The organism is Roseivivax sp. THAF197b, from assembly GCF_009363255.1.
Taxonomy (GTDB): domain Bacteria; phylum Pseudomonadota; class Alphaproteobacteria; order Rhodobacterales; family Rhodobacteraceae; genus Roseivivax.
This window is the reverse complement of the sequence record NZ_CP045318.1, coordinates 408,731-427,349: the sequence shown is the minus strand read 5'-3', so window position 1 is coordinate 427,349 and position 18,619 is coordinate 408,731. Positions and strand designations below refer to the sequence as shown.

Here is an 18,619-nt window from a genome sequence, read left to right as displayed (position 1 = left end):
AGGTCCCGCTGCAAGGATTCTCCTTGCTTGCCGCGCCGGGGTCGCGGGGATATCACTGCATTTATGGATGATGACGCGCTCGACCCCAATATAAACCCTCGGAACGTGGCAGAACCGCTGCGCCGTGCCATCGGCGACCGCTATCTGACCTATGCGCTTTCGACGATCATGCACCGCGCGCTGCCGGATGCGCGGGACGGGCTGAAGCCGGTGCATCGGCGCATCCTCTACGCGATGCGGCGGCTGCGGCTGAGCGCGACGGGCGGCTTCCTGAAATCCGCCAAAATCTCTGGCGATACGATGGGGGATTTCCACCCTCACGGCGATGCCGCGATCTATGACGCGATGGCGCGCCTCGCGCAGGATTTCGCGGTGCGTTACCCGCTGGTCGACGGTCAGGGCAATTTCGGCAATATCGACGGCGATAACCCCGCCGCCTCGCGCTACACCGAAGCGCGCATGACGGTCATGGCCGAGGCGCTTCTGAACGGGCTCGACGAGAACGCGGTCGATTTCCGCCCGAACTACGACGGCCGCCTCGAAGAGCCGGTCGTTCTGCCCGCCTCCTACCCGAACCTTCTGGCCAACGGTGCCTCGGGCATCGCGGTGGGCATGGCCACGAATATTCCGCCGCACAACATCGCGGAGCTGATCGATGCCTGCCTGCACCTGATCAAGACGCCCGATGCCCGCGACGAGACGCTTCTGAACTACATTCCCGGACCTGATTTTCCCACCGGCGGAACCATTGTCGAGCCGCGCGAGAACATCGCCGAGGCCTACCGCACGGGTCGGGGGTCGTTCCGCCTGCGCGCCAAGTGGCAGGTGGAGAAGCTGGATCGCGGCACCTGGCAGGTCATCGTCACGGAGATCCCGTATCAGGTCCAGAAGTCCAAGCTGGTCGAACGGCTGGCCGAGCTCATACAGACCAAGAAAGTGCCGATCCTCGCCGATATCCGCGACGAAAGCGCCGAGGATATCCGCATGGTGCTGGAGCCGCGTTCGAAGAACGTGGACCCGGACGTGCTGATGGGGATGCTGTTCAAGAACTCCGATCTGGAGGTCAAGTTCAGCCTCAACATGAACGTGCTGATCGACGGGGTGACGCCGCAGGTCTGTTCGCTGAAAGAGGTGCTGCGCGCCTTTCTTGATTTCCGCCGCGACGTGCTGATCCGGCGCTCGCAGCATCGGATGGAGAAGATCGACCACCGGCTCGAAGTGCTCGAAGGCCTGATCGTGGCCTTCCTGAACCTCGACCGGGTGATCGACATCATCCGCTACGACGACGATCCCAAGGCCGCGCTCTGCCGCGAGGATTGGGGCCGCGATCATGTCCGTGCAACCGATGAGCGCGACTATGCCTCCCCGCCGCCTGCCGCCTCCGATGATGCACTGGGGCTGACGGAAGTGCAGGCCGAGGCGATTCTCAACATGCGCCTGCGCAGCTTGCGCCGCTTGGAGGAGATGGAACTCGTCGCCGAACGCGACCGCCTGATGGAGGAACGCGCGGGCCTCGAGGATCTGCTCGACAGCGAAGACCTGCAATGGGGCAGCATCGCCACGGAGCTGCGCGAGACCAAGAAGCGCTTCGGCAAGGATTATACCGGCGGCACACGGCGCACCGATTTCGCCGAGGCGACCGCGATCGAGGACGTGCCGATCGAAGCCATGATCGAGCGCGAGCCAATCACCGTCGTCTGTTCGCAGATGGGCTGGGTGCGCGCGATGACCGGCCATATCGACCTCAATCGCGAGCTGAAGTTCAAGGATGGCGACGGGCCGCGCTTCATCTTCCACGCCGAGACCACGGATCGTCTGTTGGTCGCGGGCTCGAACGGCCGCTTCTACACGATGTCGGCGGCGACCCTGCCGGGCGGGCGTGGCATGGGCGAGCCCCTGCGTCTTCAGGTGGATCTGCCCAACGAGGCGGAGATCCTCGACATCCTCGTGCACAAGCCCGGGCGCAAGCTGCTGGTCGCCTCCTCGGCAGGCGACGGATTCGTCGTGCCGGAAGACGAGGTCGTGGCCCAGACCCGCGCGGGCAAGCAGGTCCTGAACGTGCGCGGCGATGTGAAGGCCCGCGTGATCAAGCCTGTCACGGGCGATGCCGTCGCCGTCGTGGGCGAGAACCGCAAGGTGCTGGTCTTCCCGCTGGACGAGCTGCCCGAGATGGGTCGCGGCAAGGGCGTGCGACTGCAGAAATACAAAGACGGGGGCCTGTCGGATGCCACCACGTTCACCCTGGACGAAGGCCTCTCCTGGCGCGACCCCGCCGGACGGACCCGCACCGTCGAACGCCCCGAGCTCGACGAGTGGATCGCCAAACGCGCCGCCTCGGGACGTATGGCGCCGCGCGGCTTCCCCCGCGACAACACGTTCACCTGAGGGCGCGCTGGAGACGGACTTTGCCGGGCGGCGCGGCCCGCTTCTGGCGCTGGCGCTCAAGACCGGCTTCCTGACGGTTCTCACGCTCGGCATCTACCGCTTCTGGATGAAGACGCGCCTGCGCCGCTGGTACTGGTCGGCGATCCGGCCCGGGGGTCATCCGCTCGAATACGTAGGCGATCCCTGGGAGAAGCTTCTGGGCTTTCTGATCGCCGTGGTGATCCTCGCCTTCTATATCGGCGTGGTGAACCTGATCCTGATGTTCGTCAGCTTCTCGCTGTTTCAGGGCAATGTCGCGGCCTATGGCCTGAGCTTTCTGGGCGTCATCCCGCTGTGGTTCTATGCGCAATATCGCGCGCGCCGTTATATCCTCGCCCGGACTCGCTGGCGCGGCGTACGCTTTGCCCTGGCGCCCGGGGCGTGGGGTTACGCGTTCCGCGCGCTCGGCCATTGGATCGTGACGATCCTGAGCCTTGGCCTTCTCTGGCCGCGCATGACCTTCTGGCTGGAGAAATACAAAACCGACCGGACCTATTTCGGCACGGCGCGCCTCGTGCAGGAGGGCCGTTGGACCATGCTCTACCCCGCGCTGAAATGGATCGGGATCGCCATCGGGCTGGCCCTCCTGAGCACGGGGCTCGGCTTTGCCGAGCAGCCGGGGGCCGCGGCGGCGAGCGGTGTGGCCGCCGCGCTCGCAGGGCTGTACGGCGTGGTTTATTACCGCGTCGAGACGCTGCGCCTTCTGACCGAGACGAAACGCATGGGCGATGTGCGACTGCATTTCACCCCCTCCGCCATGAAGGTGCTGCTGATCTTCGGCTTCGGCTATCTGGGCACGTTGGCCATCCTCGCGCTGCCCACGATCTTTCTGGGCGTGGCAATCCTGGGCCTGCAGGCCGCGGACATGCTGGCCGACATGGGTGCGGGCGATGCGCTGCCCTGGCTTGAGGCGCTGCCGCCCTACACGCTGATCGCGCTCAGCGCCGGGCTTTATTTCGCGATCTTCCTGATGTGGTCCGCACTCACGCAGATCTTCGTGACGATGCCCCTGATCCGACATTACGCGCTGCGGATTGCCATCGGCACGCCGGACGGTCTTGCGAAGGTGCGCCAGCGCCCGCGCGACGAAGCGGAACAGGCCGAGGGCTTTGCCGAAGCACTGGATGTGGGGGCGTCGATATGACCGAGACGATCATCCGCGTCGGTCCGCGCCCCGCGATCTATCAGGGCCGCGCGACATTCTTCGACGGGATGTCACCCGTGCCGCATGACGTGGCACTCGGTATCGACGAGGTCGCGGGCGCGCTCGTGTTCGAGGCGGGCGGCGACGCCTATGGCTGGCCTTTGGACGACGTGCGCGAAGTGCCCGATCAGGCGGGGGGCGATCTTTTCGTGCTGCGTCTCAAGGGCGATCCACTGGCGCAGCTTGTTCTGGGCGACCGCGATCTCGCGCCGCGCCTGCCCAACCGCAAAAGGCGCGCGCCCACGGCGAATCGGGGCCGGATCGCCCGTTGGGCCGCAGCGGCGCTTGGCTCTGTCGCCCTGATCATCTTCGTGCTGGTGCCGATCATGGCCGACCAACTGGCCCGGTTCATCCCGCCCGAGGGCGAGCGCGCCTTGGGCGAGGTCACGCTGAACCAGATCCGCAACGCGCTCGGCCCGGACAGCGTCGCACCCGTTGCCTTCTGCGAAGATCCCGACGGCATGGCGGCCCTCGATACTATCCGTGACCGGCTGGCAGGCGGTACACCCCTGCCGCAGGACCTTTCGGTGCATGTGCTCGACCACGAGATGGTCAACGCCTTCGCGCTTCCGGGCGGCTTCATCGTGTTCTTCCGCGGTCTGATCGACGCCGCCGAGACGCCCGAGGAGATCGCCGCCGTCTTCGCCCATGAGGTCGGCCATGTGGTCAGCCGCGATCCGACGCGCCATGCGCTGCGCTCTGCGGGCTCCATCGGGGTTCTGGGATTGATCCTCGGCGATTTCGCGGGCGGTGCGGCGGTTCTGTTCCTGACCGAGCGACTGATCGAGGCGCGCTACAGCCAGGCCGCCGAGACCGGAGCCGACGTTTTCGCCTATGGCATGCTTGAACGCGCCGACATCTCGCCCGCGGCATTGGGCGCGATGTTCGAACGATTCCGCGACATGGGCGGCGAGCCGCCTGCGATCATGACCCATTTCATGAGCCATCCCGAACTGTCGGAGCGCATCGAAGGCGCCGAGGCCGCCGTGCCAGAAGGCTTCGATCCGGCACCCCTGCTAAGCGAATCCCAATTCCGCGCGCTGAAAGGCATCTGCGACTGATACTTGCATCTGACGCAAGGTTTTCGCGGGATGCGTGGAAAAAACGCGACGTTCGTGGCGCCCCATGCGTCGATTTCCCCCTGTCGCCCTGCGCTGCGTCACGGTATTCAATCGGACAAATCCATTCCGGCGTCGCGGGATGCGTCGCCCCGAGCAAGGGAGAGCTGACCCATGAAGGTACTCGTGCCTGTCAAACGGGTGATCGACTACAACGTGAAGGTTCGCGTGAAAGCGGACGGATCCGGCGTCGATCTGGCCAATGTGAAAATGTCGATGAACCCCTTCGACGAGATTGCCGTCGAAGAGGCGATCCGCCTGAAGGAAGCCGGGAAGGCCGACGAGGTCATCGTCGTCTCCATCGGCGTGAAGCAGGCGCAGGAAACGCTGCGCACCGGCCTCGCAATGGGCGCGGATCGCGCGATCCTCGTGAATGCCGCGGATGACGTGCACAACGACATCGAGCCTCTCTCGGTCGCGAAGATCCTCGCCAAGGTCATCGAGGAAGAGCAGCCGGGCCTCGTGATCTGCGGCAAGCAGGCCATCGACAACGACCTGAATGCGACCGGCCAGATGCTGGCGGCACTGACGGGCTGGGCACAGGCCACGAACGCCAACACGCTCGAGATTGATGGCGATCACGCCGTGGTCGCGCGCGAGGTGGATGGCGGCCTGCAGACCATCAAGGTCAAGCTGCCCGCCATCGTCACCACCGACCTGCGCCTGAACGAGCCGCGCTACGCATCGCTGCCGAACATCATGAAGGCGAAGAAGAAGCCGCTCGATGAGAAGACGCCCGCCGATTACGGCGTCGATGTCGCGCCGCGCCTCGAGATCGTGAAAACCTCGGAGCCCGAAGAGCGCGCCGCAGGCGAAATGGTGGGTTCGGTCGACGAACTCGTGACCAAGCTGAAAGACAAGGGGGTCGTGTAATGGCTGTTCTTCTGATCGCTGAAATCAACGACGGTGCGCTGTCGCATGATGCGACCGCGAAGGCCGTGACCGCCGCGAAGGCGCTGGGTGACGTGACCCTTCTGGCCGTGGGCGCCTCCGCCAAGGATGCGGCCGCCGAGGCTGCGAAGATCGATGGCGTCTCCAAGGTGCTGGTCGCCGAGGATGCGCTTTACGGTCATCGTCTGGCAGAACCGGTCGCGTCCCTGATCGTGTCGCTTGCGGGTGATTACGACCACATCGCCGCACCTGCGACCACGGATGCCAAGAACATCCTGCCGCGCGTCGCCGCGCTTCTCGACGTGATGATCCTGACCGATGTGACCGGCGTGGTCGATGCCGACACGTTCGAGCGTCCGATCTATGCGGGCAACGCGGTGCAGACGGTCAAGTCGTCGGATCCCAAGAAGGTCCTGACCATCCGGACCTCGACCTTCGACGCCGCTGGCGAACAAGGCGCCTGCGCGATCGAGGATGTGGCAGCCGCGGACAATCCGGGCGTGTCGGAATGGGTCGAAGACAAGGTTGCCGAAAGCGACCGTCCCGAGCTGACCTCGGCCGGGATCGTCGTCTCGGGTGGCCGCGGCGTCGGCTCCGAAGAGAACTTCGCGGTGATCGAAAAGCTCGCGGACAAGCTTGGCGCCGCCGTCGGTGCCTCGCGCGCCGCGGTCGATTCGGGCTTTGCGCCCAACGACTGGCAGGTGGGTCAGACCGGCAAGGTCGTGGCACCGGATCTCTACATTGCCTGCGGTATCTCCGGTGCGATCCAGCACCTCGCCGGCATGAAGGATTCGAAGGTGATCGTCGCGATCAACAAGGACGAAGAAGCGCCGATCTTCCAGGTCGCGGATTACGGCCTTGTGGGCGATCTCTTCGACGTTGTGCCCGAGCTGACGGAAAAGCTCTGATCAGAGCGATAACGGTAAATCACGAAGGCCCGCCCCTCCGGCGGGCCTTTTTGTTTGCGGTTAGGATGCAGACGGCCATCTCGTCCTAGGCCTTCCTCACGGAAGGAATGGCCCATTGCCGCGTCACAAATCCCCACGTTCCTTGCGGGGCGCCGCCCAGCTGTCGCGCAGCGTGTCAGACAGGACCTGTGCCGCCTGCTCATGCGCTTTCGCGCTCAGCATGCCCGCAGCGATCATCGCATCGAATTCGGAGTAGACCATGCCCTTCGTGCAATGCTCCGCCGCGGGTTCTATCACCTCCACAAGGCCGCCCGTCCGGGACGCCAGGCTGCCCAGCATCTCGCGCGTGACGAAGGTAGGGTCCTGCAGCGGCGGGATCAGCGCCGCCCGCGCGGTCTTCGGCGGGGGTTTTTCCGCGAACCACAGCAGATGAACCGGAGGCGGCAGGTGCCCGAGGATCAGGCGCATCCGTGACACCCAGGCCACCTGCACTTCGCGCACCACCACTTCGAACCGCTCCGGCGAGGTGTCGAACAGCGTGCTCATCAATGCGCCAGTGAAGGCGATCTGGCTGAAATCCACATCCGGATACAGCATCACCAAGGTATCGGAGGCCTTCACGAAGCGGTCATTGCGCCTTGGATGCACGGTGTAGAACCGGTTCGACATGTTCTGCGCACCGATCACCTGCATCACGCAGAGCTTCGCCGCGGACGCGATGCGCAGCACCTCGGGGTCCTGCAGAAAGAGATCGAGGCCTGCATTCACCTGCCCGAAATTTACGATCGGCGCGCCCAGATGATCGCCAAGAAGCTGTGGCCACGGATCGGGATGGAATCGCCCGAAGGTTTCCGACCCGCCCAGACAGGCGAGGTAATCCCCCCCGAGGTCGGGGATCGGGCCGCGGAATCGCACCCGGCTCTTGCCGTGGCGGCATAGCCCGTAATCGAGGCCGCCGCGAATGTCGTTGCTATACATGGTTTGCACACCGGAGTTTTTGTGTCTCCTGTCTGCACGATAAGCTTTGAGCCTTTATTAAAGCCGCAGGTTTCCGTTACCCCCTTGAAGGCCCCTTGTGATCCGGGCAGCACCGGGCCAACTTACACGCGGCAATCGAGGGGGCATTGCATGGAGATCAAGACGGTGGGCGTCGTAGGCGCCGGACAGATGGGCAACGGCATCGCGCATGTGATGGCCGTGGCAGGCTATGACGTCTTGCTGAATGATATCAGTGCCGACGCGCTCAAGGCCGCGACGGATCTGATCGGGAAGAACCTCGACAAGCAGGTCAAGCGCGAGAAGATCTCGGCGGAGGATCGCGACGCGGCGCTTGCCCGGATCAAGACCACGCAGGAACTGACCGATCTGGGGCAATCCGATCTGGTGATCGAAGCCGCGACCGAACGCGAAGAGGTCAAGCACAAGATCTTCGAGACGCTCGTGCCTGCGCTGAAGGCCGACACGATCCTGACCTCCAACACGTCCTCCATCTCGATCACAAGGCTCGCGAGCCGCACGGACCGGCCCGAACGCTTCATGGGGTTCCACTTCATGAACCCCGTGCCGATCATGTCGCTGGTGGAGCTGATCCGCGGCATCCAGACCGATCAGGCGACTTACGAGGCCTGCCTTGGCGTGGTGAACAAACTCGGCAAGACTGCAGCCTCGGCCGAAGATTTCCCCGCCTTCATCGTCAACCGCATCCTGATGCCGATGATCAACGAAGCGGCCTATACGCTTCTGGAAGGCGTGGGCAACGTGTCGTCCATCGACGAGGCGATGAAGCTCGGGGCGAACCATCCGATGGGCCCGCTCGAACTGGCCGATTTCATCGGGCTCGACACCTGCCTTGCGATCATGAACGTGCTGCATGACGGGCTGGGCGATACTAAATACCGCCCCTGCCCGCTGCTCTCGAAATATGTCGAAGCCGGATGGCTTGGCCGCAAGACACAACGCGGCTTTTACGATTATCGCGGGGAGACGCCGGTTCCGACGCGCTGATCGCGTCGGTTTGTGCGAAGAAATTTATTCAATTTCTTCTGACGGCATGGGGCATTCAGGCCCCGCGCAGCGCCTCGTGGTGCGCCCAAAGCGGCTGGTCGGGCACATGCAGCCGCAAGGTTCCGCCCAAGCGTAACGTGCCCGGACGCTCCACCCAGGCGGTGACGCCGCGCTTGCCCTTGGCCGCAGCCTTGAACCGTTTCGCGGCCTCGGCCTCAGTCTCCGCGATCTCGCGGGCGGGCAGATGGCAGGGCCGGTTCTCCATGTCGACGACCAGCATGCCCCCATCGTCGAGCTGAAGCCGCGACGAGGGCGGCACATGGGAGAAATCGGGCAAGCCTTCGATCACCATCGTCGCCCCCAGCCATTCGGGCGGCAGGTCGGTCAGACCGATACGCGCGGCGGTGTCGGACAATTCCTCTGCCGAGACGATGGAAAGCTGGCGCACGTTGCGGATCTCCGTCCCGCGCGCGTATTGGCTGAGAAGACGCGAACAGGAGGGGCGATTGATGCCGCCATGGGTGTCGCCCGGCACGCCGTCCCAATCGAGCGGGATCGCGTCCACCGGGGCGGAGCGGATGTCTTTCGTCACCTCGGTCACCCGGCCGAGCCAGACGATTTTCGCGGTGAAATCCGTGGGCTTCAGCGCTGGCATGGGTCTAGACCGTCACCGTGAAAAACAACCTGCGGAAGGGGAACAGAACCGTCCCGTTGGCCCCCTCCGGATAGGCCTTGCCGATGACCTTCTCGTACTCGCCGATCAGGCGCTTGCGCTCCTCGCCCGAGAGGGCGGACAGGATCGGACGGGCAAAGGTCGCTTCGGTAAAGCGGCGCACCGGGTGCCCTTCGGCATCGGGCGCAAGCTCCTGATAATACTCCGTCTCCCACAGTGAGACCTTGCCAAGCGGGGAGAGCAGCCGGTGGTATTCCGCTGGCAGCAGAAGCGCCGGGAGCGATTTGCGATCGACCCGACCCGGGAACAGCTCATCCGCGATCTGCAACCAGAGCCGGTGCGAGGGCGCGCGGTTCTGATTGGGGCATTGCACCGCAAGAACCCCGCCCGGCGTCAGCATCTTCGCCAGGCGCGGCATCAATGTCTGATGATCGTGGAGCCAGTGCAGCGCCGCGTTGGCGAAGATCATGGCGGGGGGCGTTTCCGCTTGCCAGGTGGCCAGATCCGTTTCCTCGACCACGTCGTAGGAGCCGGACCGCTCCGCATGATCGAGCATCTCGGGACTGGAATCGACCCCGACGAGCCTGCGCCGCAATTGTCCAAGCGCGGGACCGACGGCGCCTGCCCCGCAGCCCAGATCGATGACATCGCCTTCCGGCAACGGCCCGATGGAGCGCAACAGATCGAGTGCGGGGCGCAAGCGCAAACCCCGGAACCTGTTATAGGTTCCGGGGTCCCAGCCGATTGCCTCGGCCGCAGCCGTCATGCAGACGGTTCGGGCTCGAGATCGCCCGCAGGTTTCGCCTTGGGCTTCGTCTTCGGGATCGAGACGACCGAGGATTTCGGTTCATCGCTCGAGCTGCCCGCATCGCCATCATCGGAATGCGGCGGCTCGCCGCGGATGACGCGCTGGATCTCCTCGCCGGTCAGTGTCTCGTATTCGAGAAGGCCTTGCGCGAGACGCTCCCACTCATCCTTCTTTTCGGTCAGGATGCGATGCGCGGTCTCATACGCCTCGGCGATGAAGCGCTTCACCTCGTCCTCGATCATCTCCTTGGTGTGGGCGGAGACCGACAGACCCGCGGTCTGACCGGAATATCCCTCGGCCGCTTCGCGGTAGTCGATATTGCCGACCTTGTCCGACATGCCCCATTGCAGGACCATCGCACGCGCCAGGGCCGAAGCCTGCTGGATATCGCCCGCCGGACCGTTGGAGACGTTCTCTTCGCCGTATTTGATGATCTCGGCCGCCTTGCCGGCCATGGTCATGGCAAGCTTCTCTTCGCACTCGGACTTGTGCCAGTTCAGGCGGTCGATCTCGGGCAGCGAGACGACCATGCCAAGCGCACCGCCGCGCGGGATGATCGTGGCCTTGTAGACCGGATCGCATTGCGGCAGCGACAGGCCGACGATGGCGTGACCGGCCTCGTGGTAGGCGGTCTTCTCCTTCTGATCTGCCGTCAGGACCATCGACCGGCGCTCGGCGCCCATCATGACCTTGTCCTTGGCATCTTCGAAATCGACCATGGTCACGAAGCGGCGTCCGACACGGGCCGCCATCAGCGCGGCCTCGTTCACGAGGTTCGCCAGATCCGCACCGGAGAAGCCGGGCGTGCCGCGCGCGATGATGCGCAGGTCGACATCGGGGCCAAGCGGGGTCTTGCGGGCATGCACGCCGAGGATCTTCTCGCGGCCTTTGACATCCGGGTTGGGCACGGTGACCTGACGGTCAAAGCGGCCCGGACGCAGCAGCGCGGGGTCAAGCACGTCACGACGGTTGGTCGCCGCGACGATGATGACGCCTTCATTGGCCTCGAAACCGTCCATCTCCACGAGAAGCTGGTTCAACGTCTGCTCACGCTCGTCATTGCCGCCGCCATAGCCGGAGCCCCGGTTGCGGCCCACGGCGTCGATCTCGTCGATGAAGACGATACAGGGCGCGTTCTTCTTGGCCTGCTCGAACATGTCGCGCACGCGCGATGCACCGACACCCACGAACATCTCGACGAAGTCCGAACCCGAGATGGTGAAGAACGGCACGCCGGCCTCGCCCGCGATGGCGCGGGCAAGCAGCGTCTTACCGGTGCCCGGGGGGCCCACCAGAAGCGCGCCTTTGGGGATCTTGCCACCAAGACGACTGAATTTTTGCGGGTTGCGCAGGAACTCGACGATCTCTTCAAGTTCCTCTTTGGCCTCGTCGATGCCCGCGACATCGTCAAAGGTCACGCGGCCATGTTTCTCGGTCAGAAGCTTGGCCTTGGACTTGCCGAAGCCCATCGCGCCGCCGCGGCCACCGCCCTGCATCCGGTTCATGAAGTAGATCCAGACGCCGATCAGCAGCAGGAAGGGCAGAAGCGAGATCAGGAAGGACTGGAAGCCTGATTGTTCCTGCGACTCGGCCCGGACGGGCACGTTGTTGTCGACTAGAAGGTTGGTGACCTCGGCATCCTGCGGCTTGATCGTGACGTAATCGGTGCCGTCCTGCGTCCGGTAGCGGACCTGCTCGCCGTCGATCGTGGCCGAGGTGACGTTCTGATCCTCGACGGCCGACACGAAGTCCGAATACGGCGCCTCGCGGCTCTGCAGCGTGTTGTTGCCGCCAGAGAAGAGGTTGAAGAGTGCAAGGACGAGCAGAAAGAGCACGACCCAGAAGGCGATATTACGCGCGTTGCCCAAGGAAATTCTCCTGTGAAGTCTTGTAGCGGCTCATATCATGGCCGGTCCCCATGTAACATAGGGATAAGACGGGTCCGTTCAATGCGACAGGACAAAGCCCGAAAGGCTCGGGGCCGGGGCCTCGAAGCGGCAGGTATGCGGGGGGCCGAACTCCAGCGCGGCGCAGGCGACCAAGGTCTCGCCGCGAAACACCGCCGGAAGTGACAGCGCTTGCCGAAAGCGCGGGCCCGTCTGCGGTTTCGGGGTGACCTGCGACCAGCCGCGTGTTCCCAGCGCGCGAACGCTCAAGCCATTGATCTCGGGGCCTTCTATGCGCCAGCGACCGTCCCAGAGCGTGCCGGACCCGGCCGTGATTTCCATCGTCTCGACCGCGTTCAACTCGCGCACGATGCGCATTTCGCCCGCCTCCACATGCAGGGCCGCGCCGCCCAGCGTGCCGCCCTTTCCCGAAAGTGCCGAGTCGAGCAGCGCCTCCAGCGCGTCGGCCCTGGGACGATATGCGCCGCCCGCCACGAAGCGCAGACTTGCGGCCAGAAGCCGCATCTGCGTGTCGCGTTCGGTTTCGGCAAAGCCGTCGCGGTCGATCACGATCTGCCCCCAGTCGAGCCGCGTGAGACGCGCCGCGATGTCCGCCGCGCGAGCCTTCAGCGCCTCGCCCGCGCGGGCCATGCGCCGCGCCGTGCCGGTCAGGGCCTCGACGCCAAGGCCCGCCTCGTCGAGATCGGCCAGGAGCTTGCGCATGCGGACCCGTTCGAAACCCGTATCCTCGTTCGAGGGATCATCCGCGAAGGGAATGCGCATCACCCGCAGATAGAACCGCAGCGCATCGCGCCGCTCATCCAGAAGCGGGCGGACGATGCGCATCGCACCGGCCTCGCGAATCTGCGCCATGCCGGACAGGCCTTCGACGCCCGATCCGCGCCTGAGCCGCATCAGCAGCGTCTCGGCCTGATCGTCCGCCGTGTGGGCGAAGAGCACATCGCGCATGCCCTGCCGCCAGCCGTCGATCAGCGACAGCCGCGCGCGGCGGGCGGCATCCTGCAGATTGCCCTGCCCGTCCCAGCCGGTCCATTTCAGCGTGTCATGCGGCCAGCCCAGAACGCGGCATTCCTCGGCCACGAGCCGCGCCTCGTCGGCAGATCCGGGCCTCAGACCATGATCGACCGTGACAACGCGGAGCCGCACGCCCCAGCGCTTGGTCCAATTGTGCGCAAGGGCGAGCATCGCCATGGAATCGCCCCCGCCCGACACGGCAAGGCCGATCTCGGCGGGGAAATCGGGACCGAGGCATTGCCCCATGGCGGCGGCGAACCGGTCATCGAGCGACGGAGCCTCGCGCACCTCGGGTGTCACTGGCAGTTGAGCGCCGTGCGTTCGGTCTGTGCCCGCGCCACGGCATCGGAGCCGGGATAGCGCGTGGCCACTTCCGCAAGGGTCACGCAGGCCTCCTGGGTGGAGCCGATCTTGCCCAAGCCCCGACCGAGACGAAACAATGACTCAGGTGCGGTGGGGGCGTCCGGATAGGTGTTCCAGGCTTCGAGATAGGCGCGAGCGGCCTCGCGCGTATTGCCCAGTTCCTCAAGGGCCGTGCCCCGGCCCAGAAGCGCTGCGGCATCGAGCGGACTGCCGGGATAGGTCTGGCGGAAGGCGGTGAAGCGGTCGGCGGCACTTTGATATTCGCCGTCGGACAGCGCGGATTGCGCGGCGCGGAAATCGGCCTCCTCGGCCGCGGCGAGCTGCGCGCCGCCCGCGATCGGCAAGCCACTGTCACCTGAGCCCGCGGCGCCCGTCGCGTCGGCGGGCGGCGTGGCGGGCTGAGGCGCGGGGGCCGGTGTCGCCACGGGTGCGGGCGGCGTGCCGCCAAGCGGCGGGGTATCCCCCAGCGCGCCGATATCGCAGCCCTCTTCCAGCTCGCAGATGCGGAAATTCAGATCGCCGATCCGGTTGCTGCCATCCTGCACGATCTGGTCGATGCGGAACTGCATCTGTTCCGTCTGGGCGGTCAGGCGCTGCAACTCCGCCTCGATGGCGTTCACGCGATCCAGCGTGCCGCCGCCCACCTGCACGCCCGAGCCGCTCGTGGTCGACAATTCACGCTTCAGTTTCTGCAACTCGAAGGTCAGCACCGACAGGTCCTGCCGGATATCGGCCAAGGTGTCGGCGTTCTGCGCGGCCAGCGGCGTCGCGGCAAGGCTCAGCGCAAGGAGGGCGGCGCGCAGCATGGCTTAGCCGAGCCCGCCTGCGGCCACGACCGTAACGGCGCGGCGGTTCTTGGAATAGCATTCCTCGGTCGAGCAGATCTCGATCGGGCGCTCCTTGCCGTAGGAGACGAAGGTCAGGCGGTTTTGCGCCACACCCTGCGCCACGAGGTATTCCATCACCGAATTGGCCCGGCGCGCGCCGAGGGCGAGGTTGTATTCCCGCGTGCCCTGCTCATCCGCATGGCCTTCAATCCGGGCCATGTAGGTCGGGTTCGACATCAGCCATTGCGCCTGGCCCGACAGGGTCGCTTGCGCGGCGGGCGAGAGCGTGGACTGATCCACCGCAAAGAGGACGCGGTCCCCGATGGTCTGACTGAAATAGGCGGGGGAATTGGGGTCATTGGCGCTTCCCGGCACGATGCCGGTGCCCGCGCCCGCACCTGCCCCGGCGCCCATGCCGGGATCGCCGCCCGCGCCGAAGCGGTCGGGGTTCTGACAGCCTGCCACGGCCAGCGCCGCGACGATCAGGATAGCTTTGGTCGAAATGCCCATCTTGGTGGTCCTGCTCTTGTTTTGCGGCACGCTAGCATATCGCGCCGGTGAAGTGAATCGCCGCTCGCGCGGCACATGCTCTATTGCAGCGGGCCCCAGCTCGGGTCCGATCCGCCCGCGGGCGTGGCCACCCGCTTCAGGTTCCGACCGGAGATGTCCACCGAGTAAAGCGACGAGGATCCGGTGGCGCCCTGCGTTTCGCGGCTGAACATGATGACGCGGCCATTGGGTGCCCAGGTCGGGCTCTCATCGAGGAAGGAGGCGGTCAGCAACCGCTCCTCGGAGCCGTCCGTGCGCATCACGCCGATATGGAAGCGGCCCGCATTCTGCTTTGTGAACGCGATGAGATCGCCGCGCGGAGACCAGACGGGCGTGCCGTAGCGCCCCTCGCCGAAGCTGATGCGCGTGGCCTCGCCGCCGCCCGCGGGCATGATGTAGAGCTGCTGGCTGCCGGAGCGGTCGCTTTCGAACACCACGCGATTGCCATCGGGCGAGAAGCTGGGCGCGGTCTCGATCGAGGGCGCCGACGTCAGCTGCCGCGTTTGCCCGGTCGCGATATCCATGGAGAAAATGTCGGTGTTGGAGCCCGTGGTCGCGGAATAGAGAAGGCTCTGCCCCGAAGGCGCGAAGCGGGGCGCGAAGCTCATCAGGCCCTGTTGCGTGGGCAGGATCCGGCTTTGCACCGAGCCCACATCGAGCATGTGCACACGCGGCTCGCCCGTTGCGTAGCTCGTGTAGATCACCCGGTCGCCATTGGGCGAAAAGCGCGGCGCCAGCACGATGGCGGAGCTGTCGGTGAGATATTGCAGGTTCGCGCCGTCGTAATCCATGATCGCGAGCCGCTTCTGACGCGCATCCTTCGGCCCCTGCTCGGAGACGAAGACGACGCGGCTGTCGAAATAGCCGCCCTCGCCGGTGATCCGGGAGTAGACCTGATCGGCGACCTTGTGGCCCATCCGGCGCAAGCCATCCGGCGTGCCCACGAATTGCATGCCCTGCCCCAGCTCGGTGCCCGCGAAGACGTCGTAGACGCGGAACTTCACGATCACCCGGCCCGAACCGTCCACGCTGACCGCGCCGGTGATCAGCGCCTGCGCGTTGATGGCGCGCCAATCGGCGAATTGCACCGGTGATTCGAAGCTGGTGATCTGGCTGATGAAGGCATCGGCTGAAATCTGCCGGAACAGGCCGGTTCCGGTAAGATCCGCGCGGACGACCTGCGTGATCTCCTGCGCGTAGCTTTGCGTCTCGGCGCTGCTGGCCACGAAGGTCGGTGCGGCGAAGGGCAAGGGTTCGATCACACCCTCGGTGATCTCGATCCTGAGCGGACCCTGCGCGTGAACCTGCGCCGGAAGGGACAACAGGGCCAGCGTGAGGGCCAGGAGGCAGGAAACAAGCGTTTTCATCGGCAAACCTTTCCGGAACGGAATGTTGCGCGCGAGCTTAAGCACGCCCGCGACGGGAAACAAATGACGGTTCTGCGCACGAGACCGCATCCTCAGCGCAACCGCATGCCCGAGGGGTCGAAGACCATCTCGATTTCGCGCCATTGGGCATATTTCTCGGGCGGCAGCGGGAAGCCGTCGCCCTGACAGCGCAGGATCGCGCGGCGCGCGGCCTGAAAGGCGGTCTGCGTCGCTGCCGCATCACCGCCAGAGGCCTCGATCTGGCGCAGGCTGTCTGTGACCACGCGGCCATTCTCTTCCATGCGCATGCCGACGACGACCGTCACGTTTGCGGCCTGGCTGCCCACATCGACGACCCAGCAGCGCTGCACGGCCACACGCAGGGCATCGCGCTCCCCGCCCGTGAGCGGCGGGCCGACCGGCAATGCCGGATCGGGATCGGGGGTGCCGCCGCCGCCCAGCGCTTCGGCGAGTGCCGCTTCCACGCCGGAGGGTGCGTCGGGTTCGCTCGGCGCCTCTTCAGCAGGGGGCGTTTCCGGCGCCTCGGCGGTTTGGGTCTCCGTCGCGGGCTCTGGCTCGGGCGCGGGCTCTGGCGTCGGTGTCGGGGCGGGACGGTTCGGACGCGCGGCCGGGCGCACCGACGCCGTTGGCGCGCGCGCCGGTTCCTCGGCTTCGGTCACGATCTCGGTCGTGGCCTCCTCGGGAGAGGTTGCGTCCTGTTCGTCCACCTCGGCCACCTCATCCGTTGCCGCATCGGGCGAGACGTTATCCTGCACCTCCTCGGCCACGCGCGCGTCGGGCTCGGGCGGAGCGACAGGCTCGGGTGCCACGCGTGGTGCGGCGTCGGGCGTCGGCGTCTCGGCGATCTCGGGCGCGGGTGTTTCGGGCGCGGGTTCGGGCAAGGCCGGTGGGGTATCCGTCACCTCAGCAGGGGGCGTGGGCTGCACGGGCACGGGCGGCTCTTCCACCTCCGGCTCGGGCGTCGGTTCCGGCGCCGGGCGCGGTTGCGGCGGAGGCGTAACAACGGGGGCTTGCGGAGAAACCTCTGGCGCTTCCGGTGCTATCGGCGCGTCGACTTCCGAGGCGGCTTCGGGTGGTGCGGAAGGTTGCGAGAGGGCGGCGAAATCTTCCGATGACAGAATCTGCACGTCCTGGATCGCGACAGGATCGGGATCGGGCCGGAAAATGCCGCCGAAGAGCAGCCAGAGAATGAGCAAGCCATGCCCGAGGCCAGAAACGATCTGGCCGGTATTGAGCTTGGAGAGGATGGGCTTCATTGGGGATGCCCCCTCAATTGCCCTGGGCGTTCAGCGCAGGCCCGCCGATATCGGTGACAAGCCCGATGGACGAGAAGCCGCCCGCGTTGAGCGCGCCCATGATCTGCGCGACGGTCTCGTAAGGCACCGCGCCATCCGCGCGCAGGTAGACCCGATCGTCGCTGCGTTCCTCCGCAATGGCGCGCAGGCGCGCGACCAGCTCGTCGCGGGCCACTTCCGTGGTCTGGATCGTGACCCCGCCTGCCGCATCGATGGTGACGGTCAGCGGCTCCTCGTTATCCGACGGCAGCGCCGTGGCCGCGGTCTTCGGCAATTCGATCGGCACGCCCACGGTCAGAAGCGGTGCGGCGACCATGAAGATGATGAGAAGCACCAGCATGACGTCCACGAAGGGCGTAATGTTGATCTCCGACATGGGCTGGGCGCGGCCGGAACGACGCCGTCTGCGCCGCGTCCCGCCGCCTCCGCCCGATTTGGTGACACCTGCGCCCATCGGATCAGCCGTCCAGCTGGCGCGACAGGATGGTGGAGAACTCGTCGGCGAAGGCCTCGTAGCCGCCGATCAGCCGTTCGGCATCGGCCGAGAGCTTGTTGTAGAAGATCACCGCCGGGATCGCGGCCAGAAGGCCGAGCCCCGTGGCCAGAAGCGCCTCGGCAATGCCCGGCGCCACGACGGCAAGCGATGTGTTTTGCTGCTGCGCGATCTCGATGAAGGCATGCATGATGCCCCAGACCGTCCCGAAAAGGCCGACGAAGGGCGTGACCGATCCGACGGTCGCAAGAACGCCCAGCCCGCCCTGCAATTCCTCGGCCTCCTTCTGGATGGCCACATCCATCGAGCGGTCGATGCGCGATTGCGCGCCAGCGATCAGGTTGCCGTCGTCGCGATGCGAGCGGCGCCATTCCATCATGCCCGCGGCGAAGATGCGCTCGGACCGGCCCTTGGGCTCCATGCCGATCTGATCGAAGAGCTCGTCGAGCGGCTCCCCGGACCAGAAGGCGCGGTCGAAGCGGTCGGCCTCGGTGCGAGCCGCGCGATATGCGATGATCTTCTGGACGATGATCGACCATGACCAGAAGCTGGCCACGATGAGCGCCAGCATGACGAGTTTCACGGTGAAGGTCGCGCGGGCGAACAGCGCCCACATGGAGAAATCAATCTCCTGCGCCAGCGCCAGAGTTTCGGTTTCCATGAGCCTGCTCTTTCTGCCTTGGCCTCTTTTCGGGCCGTGTTTGCCCGAAGGGATACGCTAAGTCGCGGGTCAAATCCAACACATTGCGGTGA

General features: G+C 65.6%; 17 protein-coding genes. 6 read left to right on the top strand and 11 right to left on the bottom strand.

The features are described from left to right. Nucleotides 1-63 precede the first annotated feature (63 nt). From FIV09_RS02160 to FIV09_RS02140, 5 genes are all read left to right on the top strand, one after another. Nucleotides 64-2,385: a DNA topoisomerase IV subunit A gene (locus FIV09_RS02160; protein ID WP_152448449.1), complete on the top strand. Its 2,322-nt coding sequence runs from the start codon at nt 64-66 to the stop codon at nt 2,383-2,385. 7 nt (nt 2,386-2,392) lie between these two features. Further along, a complete protein-coding gene (locus FIV09_RS02155) occupies nt 2,393-3,568 on the top strand; it encodes a DUF898 family protein (RefSeq protein WP_152452289.1) in 1,176 nt (391 codons plus the stop codon). Further along, the gene (locus tag FIV09_RS02150; RefSeq protein WP_152448448.1) at nt 3,565-4,689 is read left to right on the top strand and encodes a M48 family metallopeptidase; all 1,125 of its coding nucleotides are present in this window, start codon (nt 3,565-3,567) and stop codon (nt 4,687-4,689) included. The genes FIV09_RS02155 and FIV09_RS02150 overlap by 4 nt, the downstream gene beginning before the upstream one ends. Before the next feature lie 171 nt (nt 4,690-4,860). Beyond that, on the top strand, nt 4,861-5,619 hold the full coding sequence (locus tag FIV09_RS02145) for an electron transfer flavoprotein subunit beta/FixA family protein (RefSeq protein WP_152448447.1): 759 nt from the start codon (nt 4,861-4,863) through the stop codon (nt 5,617-5,619). Further along, entirely contained in the window at nt 5,619-6,545 is a 927-nt protein-coding gene (locus FIV09_RS02140; protein WP_152448446.1) for an electron transfer flavoprotein subunit alpha/FixB family protein, read from the top strand. The genes FIV09_RS02145 and FIV09_RS02140 overlap by 1 nt, the downstream gene beginning before the upstream one ends. A gap of 123 nt (nt 6,546-6,668) precedes the next feature. Here FIV09_RS02140 and FIV09_RS02135 read toward each other — a convergent pair whose 3' ends face one another. Then, nucleotides 6,669-7,523 (bottom strand): DUF6473 family protein, encoded by an 855-nt coding sequence (locus FIV09_RS02135; RefSeq protein WP_152448445.1) that lies wholly within the window; start codon nt 7,521-7,523, stop codon nt 6,669-6,671. Between the two features lie 150 nt (nt 7,524-7,673). Here FIV09_RS02135 and FIV09_RS02130 point away from each other — a divergent pair, with 150 nt between their 5' ends. After that, the gene (locus FIV09_RS02130) at nt 7,674-8,549 is read left to right on the top strand and encodes a 3-hydroxybutyryl-CoA dehydrogenase (protein WP_152448444.1); all 876 of its coding nucleotides are present in this window, start codon (nt 7,674-7,676) and stop codon (nt 8,547-8,549) included. A 55-nt stretch (nt 8,550-8,604) separates the two neighbouring features. Here the strand turns inward: FIV09_RS02130 and FIV09_RS02125 are convergent, their stop codons facing one another. The 10 genes from FIV09_RS02125 to tolQ all read right to left on the bottom strand — a co-directional run bounded on the left by FIV09_RS02125 (nt 8,605) and on the right by tolQ (nt 18,527). Beyond that, on the bottom strand, nt 8,605-9,204 hold the full coding sequence (locus FIV09_RS02125; protein WP_152448443.1) for an MOSC domain-containing protein: 600 nt from the start codon (nt 9,202-9,204) through the stop codon (nt 8,605-8,607). A gap of 4 nt (nt 9,205-9,208) precedes the next feature. Continuing rightward, a complete protein-coding gene (locus FIV09_RS02120; protein WP_152448442.1) occupies nt 9,209-9,988 on the bottom strand; it encodes a methyltransferase domain-containing protein in 780 nt (259 codons plus the stop codon). Continuing rightward, nucleotides 9,985-11,898: an ATP-dependent zinc metalloprotease FtsH gene (ftsH, locus tag FIV09_RS02115; protein ID WP_152448441.1), complete on the bottom strand. Its 1,914-nt coding sequence runs from the start codon at nt 11,896-11,898 to the stop codon at nt 9,985-9,987. The genes FIV09_RS02120 and ftsH overlap by 4 nt, the downstream gene beginning before the upstream one ends. Before the next feature lie 78 nt (nt 11,899-11,976). Continuing rightward, complete coding sequence (tilS, locus tag FIV09_RS02110) at nt 11,977-13,251, bottom strand: tRNA lysidine(34) synthetase TilS (protein WP_254702288.1); 1,275 nt, start codon at nt 13,249-13,251, stop codon at nt 11,977-11,979. After that, a complete protein-coding gene (gene ybgF / locus FIV09_RS02105) occupies nt 13,248-14,120 on the bottom strand; it encodes a tol-pal system protein YbgF (protein ID WP_152448440.1) in 873 nt (290 codons plus the stop codon). Before ybgF ends, tilS begins: the two co-directional genes overlap by 4 nt. Nucleotides 14,121-14,123: 3 nt before the next feature. After that, nucleotides 14,124-14,651 carry a peptidoglycan-associated lipoprotein Pal gene (pal, locus tag FIV09_RS02100; RefSeq protein WP_152448439.1) on the bottom strand — a complete coding sequence of 176 codons (528 nt, stop codon included), beginning with the start codon at nt 14,649-14,651 and terminating at the stop codon, nt 14,124-14,126. 80 nt (nt 14,652-14,731) lie between these two features. Next, complete coding sequence (tolB, locus tag FIV09_RS02095; RefSeq protein ID WP_152448438.1) at nt 14,732-16,057, bottom strand: Tol-Pal system beta propeller repeat protein TolB; 1,326 nt, start codon at nt 16,055-16,057, stop codon at nt 14,732-14,734. Nucleotides 16,058-16,149: 92 nt separating this feature from the next. After that, the gene (locus FIV09_RS02090) at nt 16,150-17,334 is read right to left on the bottom strand and encodes a cell envelope biogenesis protein TolA (protein ID WP_152448437.1); all 1,185 of its coding nucleotides are present in this window, start codon (nt 17,332-17,334) and stop codon (nt 16,150-16,152) included. Nucleotides 17,335-17,347: 13 nt separating this feature from the next. Beyond that, entirely contained in the window at nt 17,348-17,827 is a 480-nt protein-coding gene (gene tolR / locus FIV09_RS02085; protein WP_152448436.1) for a protein TolR, read from the bottom strand. Nucleotides 17,828-17,831: 4 nt separating this feature from the next. Then, nucleotides 17,832-18,527, bottom strand: a complete 696-nt coding sequence (gene tolQ, locus FIV09_RS02080; protein WP_152448435.1) for a protein TolQ — start codon at nt 18,525-18,527, stop codon at nt 17,832-17,834. Nucleotides 18,528-18,619 lie beyond the last annotated feature (92 nt).

Coding starts and splice junctions, on each gene's coding strand:
- FIV09_RS02160 (WP_152448449.1), top strand. CDS start 64: ATGGATGATGACGCGCTCGACCCCAATATAAACCCTCGGAACGTGGCA.
- FIV09_RS02150 (WP_152448448.1), top strand. CDS start 3,565: ATGACCGAGACGATCATCCGCGTCGGTCCGCGCCCCGCGATCTATCAG.
- FIV09_RS02145 (WP_152448447.1), top strand. CDS start 4,861: ATGAAGGTACTCGTGCCTGTCAAACGGGTGATCGACTACAACGTGAAG.
- FIV09_RS02140 (WP_152448446.1), top strand. CDS start 5,619: ATGGCTGTTCTTCTGATCGCTGAAATCAACGACGGTGCGCTGTCGCAT.
- FIV09_RS02135 (WP_152448445.1), bottom strand. CDS start 7,523: ATGTATAGCAACGACATTCGCGGCGGCCTCGATTACGGGCTATGCCGC.
- FIV09_RS02130 (WP_152448444.1), top strand. CDS start 7,674: ATGGAGATCAAGACGGTGGGCGTCGTAGGCGCCGGACAGATGGGCAAC.
- FIV09_RS02125 (WP_152448443.1), bottom strand. CDS start 9,204: ATGCCAGCGCTGAAGCCCACGGATTTCACCGCGAAAATCGTCTGGCTC.
- FIV09_RS02120 (WP_152448442.1), bottom strand. CDS start 9,988: ATGACGGCTGCGGCCGAGGCAATCGGCTGGGACCCCGGAACCTATAAC.
- ybgF (WP_152448440.1), bottom strand. CDS start 14,120: ATGCTGCGCGCCGCCCTCCTTGCGCTGAGCCTTGCCGCGACGCCGCTG.
- pal (WP_152448439.1), bottom strand. CDS start 14,651: ATGGGCATTTCGACCAAAGCTATCCTGATCGTCGCGGCGCTGGCCGTG.
- tolB (WP_152448438.1), bottom strand. CDS start 16,057: ATGAAAACGCTTGTTTCCTGCCTCCTGGCCCTCACGCTGGCCCTGTTG.
- FIV09_RS02090 (WP_152448437.1), bottom strand. CDS start 17,334: ATGAAGCCCATCCTCTCCAAGCTCAATACCGGCCAGATCGTTTCTGGC.
- tolR (WP_152448436.1), bottom strand. CDS start 17,827: ATGGGCGCAGGTGTCACCAAATCGGGCGGAGGCGGCGGGACGCGGCGC.
- tolQ (WP_152448435.1), bottom strand. CDS start 18,527: ATGGAAACCGAAACTCTGGCGCTGGCGCAGGAGATTGATTTCTCCATG.